This is a genomic window from Streptosporangium sp. NPDC051022, assembly GCF_040683035.1.
Taxonomy (GTDB): Bacteria; Actinomycetota; Actinomycetes; order Streptosporangiales; family Streptosporangiaceae; genus Streptosporangium.
On the sequence record NZ_JBFBCF010000011.1, the window covers coordinates 81,583 to 99,547 of the forward strand.

The following is a 17,965-nucleotide window of genomic DNA, read 5'->3' on the forward strand; positions in this document are numbered from 1 at the left end:
CCTCCAAGAATTGACGTCTAAACGGGCGTGACATTACGGCCCCCACAAGCGATCGTTCCAAAAGAGAGCCGAATCAACATGGACGGCAGGATGGGACGAACATTGGTCGAGCGGGCCGAAGAAACTCCACGAGTGTCACGCCCGGGTGCCATGACACCGGACCTCACTATCGGTGTGGTGGGCCCCCATGACCTCGTCGAAAGAGTGATGCTTATGGGACATGCGGCGGCGCCCCTGCCTTGCCGCCTGGTAGCCGCTGCCTACCGGGACGAGCAGGAGGCCGCCGACAAGGTGACCCGCCTCGGAGCGGGTGTGGACGCCTGTCTGTTCGCCAGCCCGGTGCCCTACGATCTGGCCAGGCGTTCGGGCGTGCTGACGATGCCCGCGACGTATGTCCAGCTCGGCGGCGCCGCGCTGATCGCCGCGCTGGCGAAGGCGGCACTGGACGAACGGATAGACCCCAGGAGGGTCAGCGTCGACGTGTTGGGGCGGGCCGACATCGAGGAGGCCTACGCCGACCTCGGGCTGCCCGCCGGGGACGTGCACAGCCGTGACGAGCCGGGAGCGACCGGCACGATCGCGGCCTTCCACGAACGCCTGGCCCGTCAGGGCAACACCAGCGGGGCGCTGACCTGTCTGCCCGCGGTCGCCGACCGCCTGCAGACGGCCGGGGTCCCGGTGATCAGGATCCGGCCGACCTCGGCCGCGGTCCGGACCGCGCTGCACACGGCCGCCTTACTCGGGGCGCACCACAGGCTGGAGGAATCCCAGCTCACGGTGGTCCTGATCGAGGTGCCCACGCTCCGCGAGCCGGTCCGCAGGGCCGCGCCGCGCTACTGGCGGGACGAGCTCCGGCTGTCCCTGCACCGCCTGCTGGTGCAGGAGGCCAACCGGATCAACGCGTCGGTGACCGCGGTCGACGACCACAGCTACATGGTCACCGCGACCCGCGGTTCGGTGGCCACGGCCACCGAGGGCTTCCGGGTGCTGCCGTTCGCGGCCCGGGTGCGCGACGAGCTGGGGCTGGCGGTCGAGGTGGGGGTCGGCATGGGCCGTACCACCCACGACGCCGAGTCGCACGCCAGGGCCGCCCTGGCGCGCACTCAGGCGGGCAAGCAGGCCCAGGGCTTCGCGGTCGACCGGGAGGGCAGAGCGCTCATCCCGGCGCCCAGGATGCCTCCCCAGGGCGGCGGCCCCCTGAAGCCGAAGGGCGTCGAGGTCCTGGCCCGGCTGGCCGCCAAACTGGAGGGAGGGGACACGGTGGTGGACGCCGAGGGCGCGGGCAAGATGCTCGGCGTCACGCCGCGTACGGCACGGCGCCTGCTGCGCACGTTGGTCGACGAGGGGCTCGCGTGGCCGCTTCCGCCGAACCGTACTCCCCAGCCGGGGCGTCCGCGCCAGCTCTACCGCCTGATCGTGGAGAAGCTGGGCGGCCGCTGAGGCCCTTCCCGACGTGAGCCCCGGGGCCGTGCGCCGTCCGCAGCACGGCGCACGGCCTCGGGGTCCCACGCGAGGGAGGCACCGGTCGCCTCCGGCGGGGCCGTACGGTTCCGCACGACACCCCCGGGTCACGTGAAGAGGTCCGTCGACCACGCGGGGCGGTCCGCCACACCCAAACTGAGTGTGACATTCTTCTTAAACATCACCAAATCCGTCAGATATCACTTAAGTGACGACTGTCGGACGGACCGGCCTGTCTCACATTCCGAAACCCCCGGCGAACCGTTCGGCGCGAGCGAGTACCGTCATGAGCTATGGCTCAAGACACTACTGACAAGCGCACGTCGCTTCTCATCTGGGCGGCGCTGGCGATCGTGTACGTGGTGTGGGGGTCGACCTACCTCGCGATCATGATCGTGATCGAGACGATCCCCCCGTTGGTCAGCGGAGCCATGCGTTTCACGACGGCCTCCCTGGTACTGGCCGCCGTCGTCCTGCTGCTGCGCGGAGCGAACGCCTTCCGGATGACCTGGAAGCAGGTCGCCGGGGCCTCGCTGGTCGGGCTGCTGTTGCTGACCGGCGGCAACGGCATGGTCGCACTGGCCGAACAGCACATCGCCAGCGGGCTGGCCGCGCTGCTGGTGGCCTCGGTACCGCTCTGGCTGGTCGTCTTCCGGCTCGCCGTCAGGGACAGGCCACGGTTGCCGACACTGGCCGGGGTGCTCGTCGGGTTCGGCGGCGTGGCGGTACTGTCGCTGACCGGCGGGGGCGGCCGGTCCGGCGTCACCGGGATCGTGATCGTCCTGCTGGCGTCGCTGTCGTGGTCGGTCGGCTCGTTCCTGTCCTCCCGGATCCCGATGCCCGCCGACCCCTTCGCGGCGAGCGCGGTCGAGATGGCCGCGGGCGGCGCCGGACTGCTGCTGGTCAGCCGGGTCACGGGTGAGCACCTCGATCTCGCGGCCGTCTCGGGACGCTCGTGGGCCGGTCTGGCCTACCTGATCGTGATGGGCTCCCTGGTCGCCTTCACCGCCTACGTCTGGCTGCTCGGCGAGGCCCCGATCTCCCTGGTGTCGACCTACGCCTACGTCAACCCCGTCGTCGCGGTCGTCCTGGGCGCGGCCGTCCTGGGCGAGGCGGTCACGGGCTCGATGGTCACGGCGGGCCTGGTGATCGTCGTCGGCGTCGCGCTGGTGGTCTCGACGGAGCGCGCGAAGAGGGCGCGGGCCGTCCCGGAGGAGGAGCTCACGCCCGCGTGAGGGCCCGGCGGGCGCGGCGGCGCGGCCCGCCGGGAACGGCCCGGAGGACGGGCTCAGGGCCCCGGAGGATGAGCCGGGGCCAAGGAGGGGCTCAGCCCGGAGAAGGGCTCAGGCGTTCCTGAAGGCCGCCGCGGCGGCCAGGAAGGTGTCGTTGGCCTCGGGGGAGCCGATGGAGATCCGGGCGCCCTCCCCCTCGAACGGGCGCACGGCGACGCCCTCGACCGCGCAGGCCGCGGCGAACTCCATGGTGCGCTCATCCAGCCGGAGCCAGACGAAGTTGGCCTCGGTGACGGGCACCGTCCAGCCCTGGGCGATCAGGGCCTCACGGACCCGGGTGCGCTCCTTGACAACGCTGTCGACCCGCTCCAGCAGCTCATCCTGCGCGTCGAGCGAGGCGACCGCCGCGACCTGGGCGAGGTGGTTGATCGCGAAGGGCACGGTCGTCTTGCGCACCGCCGCCGCCACGGGCTCGTCGGCGATCAGGTAGCCGACCCGGAGACCGGCCAGGCCGTACGCCTTGGAGAAGGTCCGCAGCACGGCCACGTTGGGCCGCTCGCGGTAGACGGTCAGGCCGTCGAGCACGTCGGCGTCCCTGACGTACTCGCGGTAGGCCTCGTCGAGGACGACCAGCACGTCCTCCGGGACCCGGTCGAGGAACGCCTCAAGCTCCGCGGCGCGGACGACCGTTCCCGTGGGGTTGTTCGGGTTGCAGACGAAGACCATGCGGGTCTGCGGGGTGATCGCCTCGGCCATGGCGTCGAGGTGGTGCGCCTCGTCGACGAGCGGCACCTGGACCGAGGTGGCCCCCGCCAGGTCGGCCATGAGCGGGTATGCCTCGAAGGACCGCCAGGCGTAGATCACCTCGGCGCCCGGCTCGCCCACGGTCTCGAAGAGCTGCTGGACCAGGGTCACCGACCCGGCGCCGACCGCGACGTGCTCCGGCGGCACGCCGTAACGCTCGGCGAGCGCGTTGGTCAGGCCCGTCGCCCCGGGATCGGGGTAGAGATGGATCCGGGAGGCGGCCTTGGAGATCGCCTCGACCACCGAGGGCAGCGGCTCGTAGGGGGATTCGTTCGAGGAGAGCTTGTAGGACCGGCCGTCGGCCGAAACCACGGCCTTGCCCGCCCGGTAAGGGGGCACTGTGTCCAGAATCGTGCGGAAACGAGGCATGGCCTTACTTTATGAGGAGCGAGCGGATGGGGCATCATCCTGGGATGCTGGAGGTGAGAGCATGCCCGACCGGGAGGACGACATGAGCATCGCACCACCGGCCGAGACGGAGCCCCTGCCCACGCCCGAGGTGGAGCCCCTGCCCGCGTGGGCGATTCCTCCCCAGGAGGGCTTCACGGCCGAGGACCTCGATCGGCTGCCGGGGATCCCCCCGCACACCGAACTGATCGATGGCACTCTCGTCTTCGCGGGCCCCCAGACCAACTTCCACATGGCGACGCTCTTCCTGCTGGAGAGCGGGCTGCGCCGCACGGTCCCGGCGGAGCTGCGGGTCAAACGCGAGATGACCGTGACGATCGGGAGGCGGCAGCGTCCCGAGCCGGACATCCTGGTGGTCCGCGCCGAAGCGGTCACGGGTCCGCGGCAGACCGGCTACCCGGCGGCCGACGTCGTGCTGGCCGTCGAGGTGGTCTCCACCGAGTCCGAGATCCGCGACAGGCGGCGCAAGCCCGACCTCTACGCCGAGGCCGGCATCCCCCACTTCTGGCGGATCGAGAACACCGAGGACCGGCCGACGGCCTACGTCTACGAGCTCGACCCGGCCACCCGGGGCTACGCCCTCATGGGCATCCACCACGACCGGTTGAAGGTCGCCCTCCCGTTCGAGATCGACATCGATCTGACCGAGATCGACGGACTCTGACAGCCCTGACGGACTCCGGCTGCTCCGCCGGGGGCGCGGCGGATCGCGCTCACCACCGCCCGCCACCTCCTGGCACCGCCTGCCGACGCCCGCCACCGGCCGGCGACCAGGACGGCTGAGCGTCCCGGCCGCCGGCCGGTTCAGCGCAGGTGTCCACCCCCCCGGGGACCCCTACGCCGGTCCAGGCGGATCAGGGCTCCCGCGACGACACCGAGCGCAGCGGGAGAATCGGTTGTTCCGTCACGGTCAGGCCGATCAGGTCGACCAGCCTCAGCCGCCGCGACGCCGGGCGGCGGGCCGCCCAGGCCTCCAGGTCGGCGGCGAGCAGGGCGGCGACGAACCAGGCCTCGGCGGGCCCGACCGGGGAGGGCCCCCTGCGGCGTTCGCTGGCCCAGTAGGCCTGCAGGTGGCGGGGAGAGGCGGAGGCGGCCAGGCGCCTGGCCCGGACGTCGGTGTGGGTGATGTCCTCGGGACCGTGGGAGATGGGCTCGATCACCGCCGTCGCCCCCTCGACCGAGCACCGCTGCCAGGCGATCGCGCGCTCGGCCAGCAGGACGTCGGCCCTGGCCCATTCGGCGGGCGGATGGTCGTCGTGACACCAGCTGACCGCGGCGCAGCCGAAGGCCGCCTCGGGGGTGGGCACCCTGCGGACGTCGGCGCCCACCCGGGCGAGCAGTTCGGACAGGGCCACGGCTATGGCGCCCCCGCCGACCACGGCCACCGGGCCGGGCCACATGCGCGGTTTCCGCTCGACGAGCAGCCCTCTGTCCTCGAAGACCCGCAGTGTTCCGGGGTCGAGCTGGTCGAGATCCTCGCCTAGCTCCCGCTGGACGGGGACGAACTCCCCCGAGGCGGTTCGCAGCACCGTCTCACGGACGACGCCCACCGGCAGGGCCTCCGCCGCGGACGCCCCGTCCGCCGTCTCGGGCGGCAGGGTACCCACCGCTGTGTCCACCCCTGTGTCCACCGCCGTGTCCACCGCTGTGTCCGCCGCTGTGTCCGCCGCTGTGTCCGCCGCCGGGTCCGTCCCCTGCCCGTGGGATTCGCCCTCCGGGCGCCCCATCATCCTCATCACCGAACCGTTCGGCGCCTGCCATGCCTTCCCGGCCGCCACCGAGAAGATCTCCACGCCGGGCGCCAGTGTCCGCCGCGCCATCAGCACTCTCCTGTCTTGAGAAAAGCCTGTTCCGTGCCGGGGAAGGGCGTCACGCGTCCGGACAGCTCAGGACACCGGGCGGGACCGCCCCCGCCGCCGGACGGTGACGAGGACATGGTCGCGCGCCAGGTGAGCCGTCGCCGTCCGGTGCCGGGTCCACGGTCGCCGAGACCACCAGGACAATCGTCGTAGAACTCCCCTGACCACATCCTGGATTTTCGGATTTTTACGCTCTTAATCATCTCTTAGTGTGGAGATAGCGTAAGCGATAACCATTTTCATGTCTATATTATGGAAATGATTTTCATCTCTTGATGTTCGGAGTACACGAAACTTCGGCGACGGCCCCCGGCGGGAGGCCTCCGCCGGGGCTACTCCTTGAGCGAGCGGAGCATCGGAGGGTGCAGGAACACCGCGGGTCCCCTGCGGTAGAGCTTGGCGGGACGGCCCCCGTCACGGGTGGTCGTGCCGCCCGTCGGCACCAGGAAGCCCTCGGCCTTGGTGACCTTCCGGTGGAAGTTACGGGGATCGAGGGAACGACCCCAGACGATCTCGTAGACCCGGCGCAGATCGGCGACGGTGAACTCGGGCGGGCAGAAGGCCGCGCCGAGCGGGGTGTACTCGAGCTTGCCCCGGGCCCGCTCGATCCCGTCGACCATGATGCGCCGGTGGTCGAAGGCCATCTCCCGCAGCGAGGAGACGGGCTGCCAGCTCATGTGGGCCTCCGTCGAGGCCGGCAGGTCGGGGGCCAGGCCGAGGTAGGCGACGCTCAGGACGCGCTGGCGCGGATCGCGGTCGGGGTAGCCGTAGGTCTGCAACTGCTCCAGGTGGACGGGCGCCCCCGGCAGGCCCGCGCGCTCGGCCAGGACCCGGGCCGCTGCGGCGGGCAGGTCCTCGTCGAGGTGGATGAAGCCGCCTGACAGGGCCCAGCGTCCCTCGTAGGGTGGCTTGTTCCGCCGCCAGACGAGCGCGCTCAGCGCCTGGCAGCGCACCGTGAGGACGACCAGGTCCACGCTGACGGGAATGCGCGGAACCATGCCAGGCACGTTACACGCTCAGAGGTTCACGCGGATGTGTAAGGGCTCGGCCGCCGCCCGCCCGTCGGGCAGGGCGACCTCGACCTTCACCCAGGTGTCCGGCGGCACACGCGTCCAGTCGAACGGGAACCACGCCGTCCTGATCCGTTCGGGCAGGTCCGGTGGCGGCGACGTCAGGTCGACCCCCGCCACCTCGACGCCCCTGGGAGCCTTCTGACCGTCCCAGGTGATCGTCACCTTGGAGCCCAGCGGAATGTTGTAGCCCCGGATCTCCACGCCGTCCTGGATGTCGCGCGGCATCCGGACCGCGTCCACCGGGATCGGCCGGTCGGAGTCGCGGGCGATCTCCTCGGCCAGGGACGGCGAGCCACAGGTGAAGAAGTCGCTCCACATGTAGGAGACGATCTTGGAGACGTACCGCCCGACCTGCGTCACGGCGGTGTCGAGCCGTTCCTTGTCGGTGCGCCCCCTGGTACCCGTCCTCGCGGCGCAGGGCTCGTCCGTCGACGGCTCGAAGGCCTCGACGTTGGCCCACAGCTGCACGTTGTAGCCCTGTTCGACCATCCTGGTCCGGGCCGCGGCCATCTCCCGGTAGTAGTCGCGGGTCGAGCCGTGGTAGGCGGTGCCGTTCGTCGTCTCGCCGACGACGGGCCGCAGCCTGCTGTCCACCCTCTGGTCGCGCTGGTCGGGCCAGAACAGCCCGACCTTGCCGGTACCCCGGCTGTCCTGCGGCGCGATGATGCCGACCCCGGTCCTGGCCAGCGCCTCGAAGCCCTTGGCCACCTGCTTGGGGGTCGCGCTGAACGGCAGCCGCCTGCGCGCGTCCAGATAGGGGCTGACCAGGATGGGCTTGCCCGGCATCTCCTGCTCGACGATCTCGTGCTGGGAGGCGTAGACCGCGAGCGTGGGATTGTCGGGCTTCATGTCCCGCAGTTGCAGCTCGAACGGCTGGTAGAAGCCGCCCAGGGAGACCCTGTCCTTGAAGCGGTCGCCGTAGTCCTGCATGACGCGCCGGGTGAGCGTGGTGAGGGTGTCGGTGCCGCGCTCCGAGGCGCGGGTGGTCTGCGCCGGGTCGCGCGGGGCCAGCGGCAGCGCGGGGAAGACCTTCACGCCGAACCGGTCGCCGAGGTCGAGCAGCTCGGTGAGGCTGTCCTTGGCGGCGGCCGCGACCAGGATCAGGTGGTAACCCCGCCCCCGGGCGCGGATGTTGCCGCAGTCGGGGTCGTCGCTGCCGTCGTCCGGCGCGATGATCCGGTAGAAGACGGTGTCGCCGACGGAGATCCGGCGCTCGAACTCGGGGCAGCGGAACACCCCGTCGCCGAACGCCTCGTCGGTCCGGTAGACGAACGTCCAGCTCACCCGGTTACCGGGGTTGGCCGCCTTGAGGTCGCGCTCCGCCGCCGCCGCGCAGGGCATCCCGTCCTCGACGCAGGGCTCGTAGCGGGGGTCGACCTTGCCGCCCTCCTTCTCCAGGATCCGCCCCTTCTCGTCGGTCCTGCGGCCCTGCAGACCCCAGCCGATCCGGATCACGGTGTCGCCGCCCACGTCGTGGATGGCGGCCAGCTGCCTGCGCCAGGTGCAGTGGTCGGTGGTGGGGATGAGCCAGTAGCCGCTCAGCGCGTACGGCGTCCGCATGGACGTGTCGAACGTTCCGCACGGGTCGGTGAAGGGGGTGCCCTGGGAGGTCGGCGTCGCCGACGAGCCCGCCGGGGACGGCGAGGCCGGGGAGGCCGGAGAGGCCGGAGAGGCCGTCGGAGAGGAGGAGGCCGGTGACGCGATCGGCGAGCTGTCGGCGGTCGGGGCGCTCTCCCCGCGCGGCAGCACCATCATCACCGCCGCCGCCACAGCGAGGAGTGCCGCGGCGAGGAAAGCGGTGAACCAGCGCACGTTCAGGACACTACCGTTCTTGCGATCAGGCGGACATAAACAGCTTCGCCGGACAAGAAATCAGTTCTTGACGCCCGCCCACGCCTCCAGCTGGGAGACGAACCGGCGGGCCGAGTTCGGCCAGTGGTGGTTCGCACGAGCCGCCGCATACCCTCGGGCGCCCTGCGCATGCCGCTCCCTGACGTCGTCGCGCAGGAAGAGCACGGCCTGGGCCACCGCACGGGGGTCCTGCCAGGGCACGACCACACCGCTGTTGTAGCGCTCGACCAGCTCGACCGCGCGCGGCGAGGGAGTGGTGATCACCGGGATCCCGTGGGCCATGTACTCCACGATCTTCGTGGGCATGGAGTGCCGGTAGTTGGGCTCGTCACGCAGGAGCGAGAGCCCGGCCAGCGCGCCGTCGAGCCGCTTGAGCGCCTCGTCGTTGGGCATGAAGTCACGCCACTCCAGCACGCCCTCGGCCACGGCCTGGTTCAGGATCGGGCGCGACTGCGGGTCGGCGTAGCCGATCAGCTCGACCGCGACCCGGTGCGGCCGCAGCAGCCGGCCCACCTCGATGGCCTCCTGCACGCCCCGCGCCTCGGACAGCCAGCCGAGATAGACGACGCGGTCGTCCCCAGGCTCGGCCGCCCCGTCGGGAACCCACGTCTCGTTCGGCACCACCAGGTGGGTCCGGCGGAACCGCCCCGCGTAGGCGCTCTCGGCGAGCAGCAGGTGCAGGTGGCGCTCGGCCGTACCCTCCAGCAGGCGCGCCAGGAAACGCACCGGCGGGCGCAGGAACGCCGGCAGCCAGGGCTTCAGGGACAGCGTCGCCGGGGTGTCCTCGTGGACGTCCCAGACCACCGGGGGCCGGTTCCGCATCCCCACGACCGCGAGCAGCAGCTCGGGGTCGTGAACGATCGCGAGATCGACCTGGTCGCGCATGCGTTTGAACACCTTGCGGGCGGCGCGCACGGCCGAGAGCCGCTTGCGTTCCGCCGCCCGGGGAAGATCGATGCCGTTCACCCACGACCGGGCCATGACGCCCCGCGCGGTGTACGGCGCGGCATACGTGACCTCATGACCGGCGTCCACCAGCGCGCGGATCTGCCGGTGCAGGATCCGGGCGTCCTCGGGGTGATGCACCACCGTCATGACGAGCACGTGCACTGCGCGCAGCCCTTCGTTACTAGAGCCGCTCGACGCGTTCACCCTCGGCGAGCACGCCTCGGGTGTCGAGCACGAGCCTGCCGTGGTCTTCGACGATCGACAGGTCGAAGGCGGCGTGCTGCTGCAGCAGCAGCGTCACGTCGGCCTCGGTGACCGCCTTTGCGAGGTCTTCCTCACGTGGCACCGGAGCGCCGTCGACACGCCATTCCTTGACGTAGGGGTCGGCGAAGACGAGCTCCGCGCCGAGTTCGAGGAGCGCCCGCGCCACCGGCAGCGCCGGGGTCTCGCGCTCGTCGGCGATGTCGGGCTTGTAGGTGACGCCGAGCAGCAGCACCTTGGACCCGTTGACGGCCTTCCTGTGCCGGTTGAGCAGGCGCTGGACGCGGGCGACCACGTAGGCCGGCATCCGCTCGTTGATCTCCTGGGCCAGCTCGACGAAGCGGAACGGGTAGCCCAGCTTGCGCACGGTGTAGGACAGGTAGGACGGGTCGACGGGAATGCAGTGGCCGCCGACGCCCGGGCCCGGCAGGAACTTCTGGAAGCCGAACGGCTTGGTGGCCGCGGCCTCGATGGCCTCCCAGAGGTCGACCCCGAGCTCGTCGCAGAAGATCGCCATCTCGTTGACGAGGGCGATGTTGACGTGCCGGTAGGTGTTCTCCAGGAGCTTGGCCATCTCGGCCTCGCGGGTACCGCTGACCGGCACGACCTGCTCGACGAACCGGGAGTAGAACCCGACCGCGCGCTCCCGGCAGGCGAGCGTGTAGCCGCCGACGACCTTGGGGGTGTTGCGCATGCCGTACTTGGCGTTGCCCGGGTCGATGCGCTCGGGCGAGAAGGCGAGGTGGAAGTCGGTGCCCGCGGCGAGACCCGAGGTCTCCAGAATGGGGCGGGCGACCTCGTCGGTCGTTCCGGGCCAGGTGGTGGACTCCAGGACCACGAGGGTGCCCGCGGAGAGGTTGCGGGCGACCGTGCCGGTCGCGCCCTCGACGGCGGACAGGTCGGGGCGGTGGTCCTCGTCCAGCGGGGTCGGCACGCAGATGACGACGGTCCGGCTCTCGGCCAGCACCGACTCGTCCAGGGTGGCGCGGAAACCGTTCGCCAGCATGTGTTCGAGATCGGCGTCGGTGAGGTCGTCGATGTAGGAACGGCCCTCGTTGAGGGCCTCCACCTTGCGGGGGTCGACCTCGAAGCCGACGACGCGCAGTCCCGCCGCCGTGGCCTCCTTGGCCAGGGGCATGCCGACGTATCCGAGACCGATGACGGCCAGGTCGTAGGTGCTCACATGGCCTCCTTCGCCGGCCTCGCTCTCGGGGACGCCGTGGCCGCCGGCTGGCTCGCCGCGCTCGCTCACGGGGTGACCCTGGAATGCCGGAAACAACACTTCATGGTCGCAAAGGCTATCTCAAGTCCGCACGAGCCACGTCTAATGCGATTGAACGCATCGCAAACTGCCAGTTTCCGGAGCGCCGCCTGAAGGTCATCAATCGGTAAGTGATCGGTAAAGGTCACGGTACGTCTCCGCCACGCGGCTCCACGTACGCTTCGCCGCCACCTCGGCCCGTCCCGCCTCGCCCATCGCGGCCCGCCGCTCGGGGTCGTCGCGCAGGCCCGCGAGCGCGTCGGCGAGGGCCTCGGGGTCGCCCGCCGGAACCAGAAGCCCGGCGCCGTCGCTCCCCACGAGCTCCGACAGGGCGGGCAGGTCGCTCAGCACGACCGGCTTGCCGAGCGCCATCGCCTCGACGGGTTTCAATGGTGTAACAAGTCGGCATACCCGCAGGTCCTCGCGGGGGCAGACGAAGATGTCGATCGCCGCCTGCGCCTGCAGCGCCTCCTCGGGCCCCACCCGGCCGGGCAGGATCGCGACGTCCCCCAGGCCGAGCTCCTCGACCTGCTCCAGCAGCGCGGGCCGCTCGGCGCCGTCGCCGACGAGGAGCACCCTGATCGGAGTGCCCCGGTCCCGCAACAGCGCGGCGGCGTTGATCATGGTCGCGAAGCCCTCGTAGGCCACGATGCTCGAAACCGAGCCCATGATGATCTCACCGGGCGCGATGCCGTAGGCGGAGCGGAACGCCTCGCCGTCGTACTTGGCGGTCAGCAGCGAGTCGTCGACCGCGTTGGGCGCCAGGAAGATCTTCTCCCTCGGCACGCCCCGCTCGACGATCTCGACGGCCATGGTCTCCGCGAGGGTGACCACGGCGTCCGCGGAACGCATGATGAACGCCTCGCGGTCGCGCTGGAGCACGTGCCGCTGGCTGCCGATCCGCTTGGGGTCGCGCGAGGCCCAGGTCTCCTCCAGGAAACCGCGCACCTCGTAGACCAGCGGCGTCCCGGTCCGCTCCCGCACCGCCAGCGCGACCGAGCCGTTACGGTGGTCGGTCGCGGCGTGCAGGATCTGCGGCCTGAGGGTCCTGACCAGCTCGGTCACCTCTCCGGCGCCCCGGATCATCCGCCCCTGGCTCTCGAACGGCACGTCCCCGCCGTCGGGGATCAGCCGGTGGTAGGGGATGCCGTCGATCTCCTCGTACGGCGTGGCGTCCGCGTGCCCCTGCATCATCGGCCAGCCCCAGCTGGTCACGACGTGCGGGTCCAGCCCGGCCGCCTTCTGCGCCGTGACGATGCGATGGGTGCGCACGGTGTATCCGGCCTGCGTGAACGGCAGGGCGTTGGTGACGCAGTGCAGCACCCGTCCCTGAATCCGCTCGCCCACGATCACCTTCGACTTGGGCGGGATCGGGTTGGGCTGGATCGCGGCCAGCTCGCCCGCGTAGTAGGCGGCCCTGCGCCTGATGAAGGGATACCTGGTGTGCCCCTGGAGCACGGCGGCGGCCTCGCTCATCCGGCCGGAGTCGAAGTGCTCCTTGGCCTCGGCCCACGGGCCCTTGACCATGCGCATGCCGAGCTTGCGGACGACCAGCCTCGCCTGCCGCGCGGCGGGCCAGGCGAACCGTCCGACGAGGGGGCGCAGCTTCGGCGGGAGGGTCTCGGCGGCGGCCTGGGCCACACGCACCGGGTCGGACTTGACCTTGGTCGCCACGACCCGGGAGACGATCACGGGGTGCTTGGCGAACCCCTTCAGAAGGCCGCCAAGCCCGGCACGGGCCGACTTCGCGGAAACCTTGGAGGAGTCTGGCGTGCTGGCATCGGATACCACGCGGTGACCGTACCATAGGCATCGTTTGCCCTACTCCCGCATGAAAGGCGAGGTCAATGAGGGACTACGCCCCCACGGGGACGACCCCGGACCCCGAAAATCCCCTCGTCCTGCACGTGCTCGGCGCGCGACCCAACTTCGTGAAGGCCGCCCCGGTCGTGCGCGGGCTCACCGAGCTGGGAGTACGCCAGGGCATCATCCACACCGGTCAGCACTATGACGCGCTGATGTCGGACGTGTTCTTCGCCGACCTCGGGCTGCCCGAGCCGATCGCCAACCTGGGGGTGGGGTCCGGCTCGCACGCGCGCCAGACCGCCGCCCTGCTGACCGGGCTCGAGGACGTCGTGCTGGAGCACCGTCCCACGCTGGTCGTCGTCTACGGCGACGTGAACTCCACGCTGGCCGCGATCCTCGTCTGCGCCAAGCTGCACATCCCGACCGCGCACGTCGAGGCCGGCCTGCGCTCCTTCGACCGCGAGATGCCCGAGGAGGTCAACCGGATCGTCACCGACGCCCTGTCCGACATCCTGTTCGCCACCTCGCCGGACGCGCTGTCCCACCTGTCGAACGAGGGCGTCGACCCGGCGCGGGTCCACCTCGTCGGCAACCCGATGATCGACAGCCTGTTCTCCGCTCTGGACCACCTCGACCCGGCTCCGGTCCGCGCCCGGTTCGAGCTGCCGGAACGGTACGGCGTGGCCACGCTGCACCGGCCGGCGAACGTGGACGACCCCGCGTCGGCCAAGGAACTCGTGGACGCCGTGCTGGAGGTGAGCGAGCGCCTGCCGATCGTGGTGCCGATGCACCCGCGTGGCCGTCAGCGCCTGGCGGAGGCGGGGCTGGTGACCGGCGAGAACCTGCTCATCGTCGACCCGCTCGGCTACGTCGACTTCCTGTCGCTGGTACGCGGCGCGGCCCTGGTCGTCACCGACTCCGGCGGAGTGCAGGAGGAGACGACCATGCTCGGCGTCCCCTGCCTGACCGTGCGCCCCAACACCGAGCGGCCCATCACCATCACCCACGGCACCAACCGCCTGGTCACCCCCTCCCAGCTGGCCGCCGCCGCGGACCGGGCCCTGGCCGACGGCGCCGTGACGCCGTCGGGCGAGCTGCCCCCGCTCTGGGACGGCAAGGCCGGTCCCCGGATCGCCCGGGTGATCGCGGCCTGGCTCAGGGGAGGGAACCTGTCTCCTGCCGGGCAGATCGGGCCTCTCGAATCCCGGTGACAGACCGTGCTTCTTGAGCTCCGGTAATCAGACCGGGGCTCTTGAAGGCCGGACCTCTTGGGTTCGGTGACAGGCCTGGGCTCTTCCCGTTGAATCCCATCGATTCCCGTGAATCCTGTGAATCCCGGCAAAAGGTCCGTTTCGGCGCGGTGCAGGCCGTACGCTGGCACGATTCCGGTACGGCCGCGCGGAGGCGTGGGCCGTACCGGCACGATCCCGGTGCGGCGCAGGCCGTAGGCTGGCACGACCCCGGCGTAAAGGCGATCCCATGACTTCCCCCACGAGCGAGCAGACACCAGAAGAGCCGAAGTTCCAGCGTCTCGGGCCGATCAACTGGCTGCCAGAGGAGCGCAAGGTCATCGAGCGCTTCGAGGAGCGCGTCCGGGACCTTGAGCGGCGCCTGGCCATCGCCGAGGCCCGTGCGGACTACGCGCAGTGGAAACTGGAGTCGACCAAGGTCCAGCGGCCCTACCGGGTCGCCGAGGCGCTGACCGGCGCCAAGGGATCCGCGGTCGTACGGCTGCCCGGGAAGCTGAAGGCGGCGATGGCGGCCCGCAAGGGCCCCAAGGCGCCCAGGCCGGTGAGCGAGGTCGTCGCCGAGCTCGACCAGCAGGGGCCCGTGGTGAACGTGCCGCAGGTGAAGTGGCCCGCGGGACCGATCAACCGGCCGGACATGAAGGTCGCGGTGATCCTGGACGACTTCTCCAGGATGGCGTTCAAATACGAGTGGGACCAGATCGAGTTCGGGCTGCGCGACTGGCCGGAGATCTTCGCCGAGCGCAGGCCCGAGATCCTGTTCGCCGAGTCCGCCTGGCACGGCAACCAGGGCCGCTGGCGCTACCAGATGACCGGCTCGAACGCCCCCAAGCCCGAACTGCGCGCCCTGATCGACTGGTGCAAGGACGAGGGGATCCCGACAGTCTTCTGGAACAAGGAGGACCCGCCGAACTTCGACTTCTTCATCGACACGGCCAAGCTGTTCGACTACGTCTTCACCTGCGACGGCGACATGGTGCCGAAGTACCGCGAGGTGCTGGGGCACGACCGGGTGGACGTTCTGCAGTTCGCCGCGCAACCCCGGGTGCACAATCCCATTCAGGAGCGGCAGGGGCGGCTGCACGACGTGGTGTTCGCCGGGATGTACTTCCGGGACAAGCACCCCGAGCGGCGCGAGCAGATGGAGACCGTGCTGGCGCCGATCCGCGAGCTGGGACTGCACATCTTCGCCCGCAACGGGACCGTGGACGAGAAGTACGCCTGGCCCGCCGAGTACGTCCCGCACATCGTGGGCGAGCTGCCGTACGACCAGATGCTGGCCGCGTACAAGATGTACAAGGTCTTCCTCAACGTGAACTCCGTGCTCGACTCGCCGACCATGTGCGCCCGCCGCGTCTTCGAGCTGTCGGCGTGCGCGACGTCGGTGGTCTCCGGGTGGTCCAGGGCGATCGAGGAGACGTTCGGACCGCTGATTCCGATCGCCCGGGACGAGCTGGAGTCCTACAACCAGGTGCTGCACCTGATCAACAGCCCGGAGCTGCGCGCCCGCCAGGGACACATGGCCATGCGCGAGGTCTTCGACAAGCACCTGTTCACGCACCGGGTGGACCAGATCCTGCGGGTGCTCGGGAAGCCTGTGGCGGAGCGGTCGCGACCGGTGTCCGTGGTGCTGCCGACGAACCGGGCCTCGCAGATCGAGCACGCGATCTCGTCGGTCGCCAAGCAGATCCACCGGCCGGTACAGCTGGTGATGGTGCTGCACGGGCTGGACATCGATCCGGTGGTGGTCGCCGACAAGGCCCGGGTGGCGGGGATCTCCGACGTGGTGGTACTGCCCGCGGATCCGTCGCTGTCGCTGGGCGCCTGCATGAACCTGGGGATCTCGGCGGCCGAGGGCGAGCTCATCGCGAAGATGGACGACGACAACCTGTACGGGGAGCACTACCTTTCGGACCTGGTGCGCGCGTTCGACTACTCCGATGCCGAGCTGGTCGGGAAGGGCGCGCACTACGCGTACTTCGAGGGCAGCAACACGACGATGCTGCGGCTGCCGGGTCTTGAGCACCGCTACAGCTGGCTGGTGCAGGGCGGGACGTTCCTCGGCAAGGCGGAGATGTTCCGGCACTACGGGTTCGAGGACGTGACGCGAGGCGAGGACACGCGGCTGGTGCGGCGGCTGAAGGAGGACCGGGTCAAGATCTACTCCGCCGACCGGTTCAACTTCGTGTACTGGCGCAGCGGTGATGCGGCCATGCACACCTGGCAGGCCGACGACATCAAGCTGACACGCAACGCGCAGTTCTCGTTCGTCGGTCACCCCGAGGCTCACGTGATGATCTGACCTTTCGCGGGTCCCGAAGCGGTCGACGGGTCCCGAGGCGGTCGGCGGGGTCCGGATGGAGTAGCGGGTTTCGGATAGGTCGGCGGGTCCGGCGTGAACGGTCTTCGATGGGTGCCGAGGCGATCGACGGGGTCTGACGAGGTCGCTCCGAAGCCGGGTGGCCGTGGGTTCGCGCTCCGGTGGGCGGCGCTCAGACCGTAGCCGCTCCCTCTCCGAGCGCCCAGTGCGCTCATGGACGCTGAAGCGACCCTCCGAGGTTCGCCTCATGGTCACCCACCGTTGCTGAAGCGTCACTTTCCAAAGGAGCGCAGGGCAGCCGGGCCCATCGCTGTACGAGGCCCGGCGCTGAACCGTCAGGCCCGCGTAGCTTCTTTTTTCCAGAAGTCGTGCTCTTTGATGCTCCAGAATCGCGGGTAGAAGTCTTCGAAGTACTCGTCCGGCGACAGGCGCCGACCTGTCAGCCGGCGAGGCAGATCACGCATTCGGGATGTCTTCCTTTGCGGCGATCAGCATCGTGCGGGGGAGGATGACCAGGCGTTCATCCTCTCCTATGCTCACGTCCTCGGGAAGACGGTACGAGTACTCCGCCGTCAGGTCTCTACCGATGACCGCGATGTCGCCGTTGTCGAGTTCCCAAAGGTCCGGACACGACGGATTGTTGTCCGTCATTCCCAGTTCGGCGGCAGACTTTCCTAATCGTCGTTTAAACAATGCGGAGCTGTCTGCTTCCCATCTTTGCGACATAACACCTCCTCATCACCGGACCACAATCACAGAAAATTCACTTTAACACGCCACCCCAAAGGGGGCAATGATAAGCCACCCTCCCGGGGATCGGGCTCTCGCTCGCGCTGGACCACCAGGCGGTTCGGGACGACGTCACTCGCGACGTCCCGCCCGGAGTCGCCATAATGGCACAGCCGGAGTTCGGGCATCACAAGAGGGCGCTCTCAACATGCGATGTCGCCACGATACGAGAATTGGACAGAAGATCACATACGCAATGCTCTCATCGCCAACGTCATTAATGCCGACAAAAGTCGCATGGATAAATAAAGTCATGCAAAAAATGCCTCAAGGCAACTCACGCACACCTGACATCGACCATCTCTCTTGCGCCCTCCCCACTCCCGGCACAGGACATGGCGGTTGCGTCACACCGTCAACGCCGGGGGTCGGACCGATATCCGCAGAGACAGGCATCCCGGGAACTCGGCCGCGAATCCTGACGTCAGGCCACTGTCGTTCACCCGTGCGGCGTCCGGGAAGGATCGTGATTCGCGTCCTGCCCTGCCTTCGCACCATTCATCTGTTCGCCGCTCATGATAATGAATGTCGAGTGTCCGCGGCCATGCAAAAGTGACTCTGGCACAGTTCGTGTGACGGAGCAACGGAGAGTACTCGTACTCTGCGGGCCTCGTTGGTTCCGTTCCCATAACTGTCCGCACGTGA

Annotated in this window: 14 protein-coding genes; 5 read left to right on the plus strand and 9 right to left on the minus strand. The window is 69.6% G+C overall.

Going from position 1 to position 17,965, the window contains the following annotated elements; genetic code table 11:
• Nucleotides 1-150 precede the first annotated feature (150 nt).
• Nucleotides 151-1,440, plus strand: a complete 1,290-nt coding sequence (locus AB0N02_RS19590) for a GTP cyclohydrolase IIa (RefSeq protein WP_363948648.1) — start codon at nucleotides 151-153, stop codon at nucleotides 1,438-1,440.
• Between the two features lie 314 nt (nucleotides 1,441-1,754).
• A complete protein-coding gene (locus tag AB0N02_RS19595; protein WP_363948231.1) occupies nucleotides 1,755-2,696 on the plus strand; it encodes an EamA family transporter in 942 nt (313 codons plus the stop codon).
• A 108-nt stretch (nucleotides 2,697-2,804) separates the two neighbouring features.
• Here AB0N02_RS19595 and hisC read toward each other — a convergent pair whose 3' ends face one another.
• Nucleotides 2,805-3,866 carry a histidinol-phosphate transaminase gene (gene hisC, locus AB0N02_RS19600; RefSeq protein WP_363948233.1) on the minus strand — a complete coding sequence of 354 codons (1,062 nt, stop codon included), beginning with the start codon at nucleotides 3,864-3,866 and terminating at the stop codon, nucleotides 2,805-2,807.
• 82 nt (nucleotides 3,867-3,948) lie between these two features.
• On the opposite strand from hisC, the gene AB0N02_RS19605 reads away from it, so the two are divergent.
• Nucleotides 3,949-4,569 (plus strand): Uma2 family endonuclease, encoded by a 621-nt coding sequence (locus AB0N02_RS19605; protein WP_363948650.1) that lies wholly within the window; start codon nucleotides 3,949-3,951, stop codon nucleotides 4,567-4,569.
• 190 nt (nucleotides 4,570-4,759) lie between these two features.
• On the opposite strand, the gene AB0N02_RS19610 is transcribed toward AB0N02_RS19605, so the two are convergent.
• From AB0N02_RS19610 to AB0N02_RS19635, 6 genes are all read right to left on the minus strand, one after another.
• Nucleotides 4,760-5,725: a hypothetical protein gene (locus AB0N02_RS19610; protein ID WP_363948235.1), complete on the minus strand. Its 966-nt coding sequence runs from the start codon at nucleotides 5,723-5,725 to the stop codon at nucleotides 4,760-4,762.
• A 371-nt stretch (nucleotides 5,726-6,096) separates the two neighbouring features.
• Entirely contained in the window at nucleotides 6,097-6,762 is a 666-nt protein-coding gene (locus AB0N02_RS19615; RefSeq protein ID WP_363948238.1) for an NUDIX domain-containing protein, read from the minus strand.
• Nucleotides 6,763-6,780: 18 nt separating this feature from the next.
• Entirely contained in the window at nucleotides 6,781-8,649 is a 1,869-nt protein-coding gene (locus AB0N02_RS19620; protein ID WP_363948241.1) for a DUF4434 domain-containing protein, read from the minus strand.
• A 60-nt stretch (nucleotides 8,650-8,709) separates the two neighbouring features.
• On the minus strand, nucleotides 8,710-9,798 hold the full coding sequence (locus AB0N02_RS19625; RefSeq protein ID WP_363948243.1) for a glycosyltransferase: 1,089 nt from the start codon (nucleotides 9,796-9,798) through the stop codon (nucleotides 8,710-8,712).
• Between the two features lie 19 nt (nucleotides 9,799-9,817).
• Complete coding sequence (locus AB0N02_RS19630) at nucleotides 9,818-11,080, minus strand: nucleotide sugar dehydrogenase (RefSeq protein ID WP_363948246.1); 1,263 nt, start codon at nucleotides 11,078-11,080, stop codon at nucleotides 9,818-9,820.
• A 198-nt stretch (nucleotides 11,081-11,278) separates the two neighbouring features.
• Entirely contained in the window at nucleotides 11,279-12,949 is a 1,671-nt protein-coding gene (locus AB0N02_RS19635; protein WP_363948249.1) for a glycosyltransferase family 4 protein, read from the minus strand.
• Nucleotides 12,950-13,005: 56 nt separating this feature from the next.
• Between AB0N02_RS19635 and wecB the strand changes: the two genes are divergently transcribed.
• Entirely contained in the window at nucleotides 13,006-14,175 is a 1,170-nt protein-coding gene (gene wecB, locus AB0N02_RS19640) for a UDP-N-acetylglucosamine 2-epimerase (non-hydrolyzing) (protein ID WP_363948252.1), read from the plus strand.
• Between the two features lie 268 nt (nucleotides 14,176-14,443).
• Nucleotides 14,444-16,513 (plus strand): glycosyltransferase, encoded by a 2,070-nt coding sequence (locus tag AB0N02_RS19645; RefSeq protein WP_363948255.1) that lies wholly within the window; start codon nucleotides 14,444-14,446, stop codon nucleotides 16,511-16,513.
• Between the two features lie 353 nt (nucleotides 16,514-16,866).
• Here the strand turns inward: AB0N02_RS19645 and AB0N02_RS19650 are convergent, their stop codons facing one another.
• Both AB0N02_RS19650 and AB0N02_RS19655 read right to left on the minus strand, forming a co-directional pair.
• Entirely contained in the window at nucleotides 16,867-16,995 is a 129-nt protein-coding gene (locus AB0N02_RS19650; RefSeq protein WP_363948258.1) for a hypothetical protein, read from the minus strand.
• On the minus strand, nucleotides 16,988-17,257 hold the full coding sequence (locus AB0N02_RS19655) for a hypothetical protein (RefSeq protein WP_363948261.1): 270 nt from the start codon (nucleotides 17,255-17,257) through the stop codon (nucleotides 16,988-16,990). The genes AB0N02_RS19650 and AB0N02_RS19655 overlap by 8 nt, the downstream gene beginning before the upstream one ends.
• Nucleotides 17,258-17,965 lie beyond the last annotated feature (708 nt).

Excerpts from the sequence above, each read along its gene's own strand:
- AB0N02_RS19590 (WP_363948648.1), top strand. The coding sequence starts at position 151 with ATGACACCGGACCTCACTATCGGTGTGGTGGGCCCCCATGACCTCGTC.
- AB0N02_RS19595 (WP_363948231.1), top strand. The coding sequence starts at position 1,755 with ATGGCTCAAGACACTACTGACAAGCGCACGTCGCTTCTCATCTGGGCG.
- hisC (WP_363948233.1), bottom strand. The coding sequence starts at position 3,866 with ATGCCTCGTTTCCGCACGATTCTGGACACAGTGCCCCCTTACCGGGCG.
- AB0N02_RS19605 (WP_363948650.1), top strand. The coding sequence starts at position 3,949 with ATGAGCATCGCACCACCGGCCGAGACGGAGCCCCTGCCCACGCCCGAG.
- AB0N02_RS19610 (WP_363948235.1), bottom strand. The coding sequence starts at position 5,725 with ATGGCGCGGCGGACACTGGCGCCCGGCGTGGAGATCTTCTCGGTGGCG.
- AB0N02_RS19615 (WP_363948238.1), bottom strand. The coding sequence starts at position 6,762 with ATGGTTCCGCGCATTCCCGTCAGCGTGGACCTGGTCGTCCTCACGGTG.
- wecB (WP_363948252.1), top strand. The coding sequence starts at position 13,006 with ATGAGGGACTACGCCCCCACGGGGACGACCCCGGACCCCGAAAATCCC.
- AB0N02_RS19645 (WP_363948255.1), top strand. The coding sequence starts at position 14,444 with ATGACTTCCCCCACGAGCGAGCAGACACCAGAAGAGCCGAAGTTCCAG.
- AB0N02_RS19650 (WP_363948258.1), bottom strand. The coding sequence starts at position 16,995 with ATGCGTGATCTGCCTCGCCGGCTGACAGGTCGGCGCCTGTCGCCGGAC.
- AB0N02_RS19655 (WP_363948261.1), bottom strand. The coding sequence starts at position 17,257 with ATGTCGCAAAGATGGGAAGCAGACAGCTCCGCATTGTTTAAACGACGA.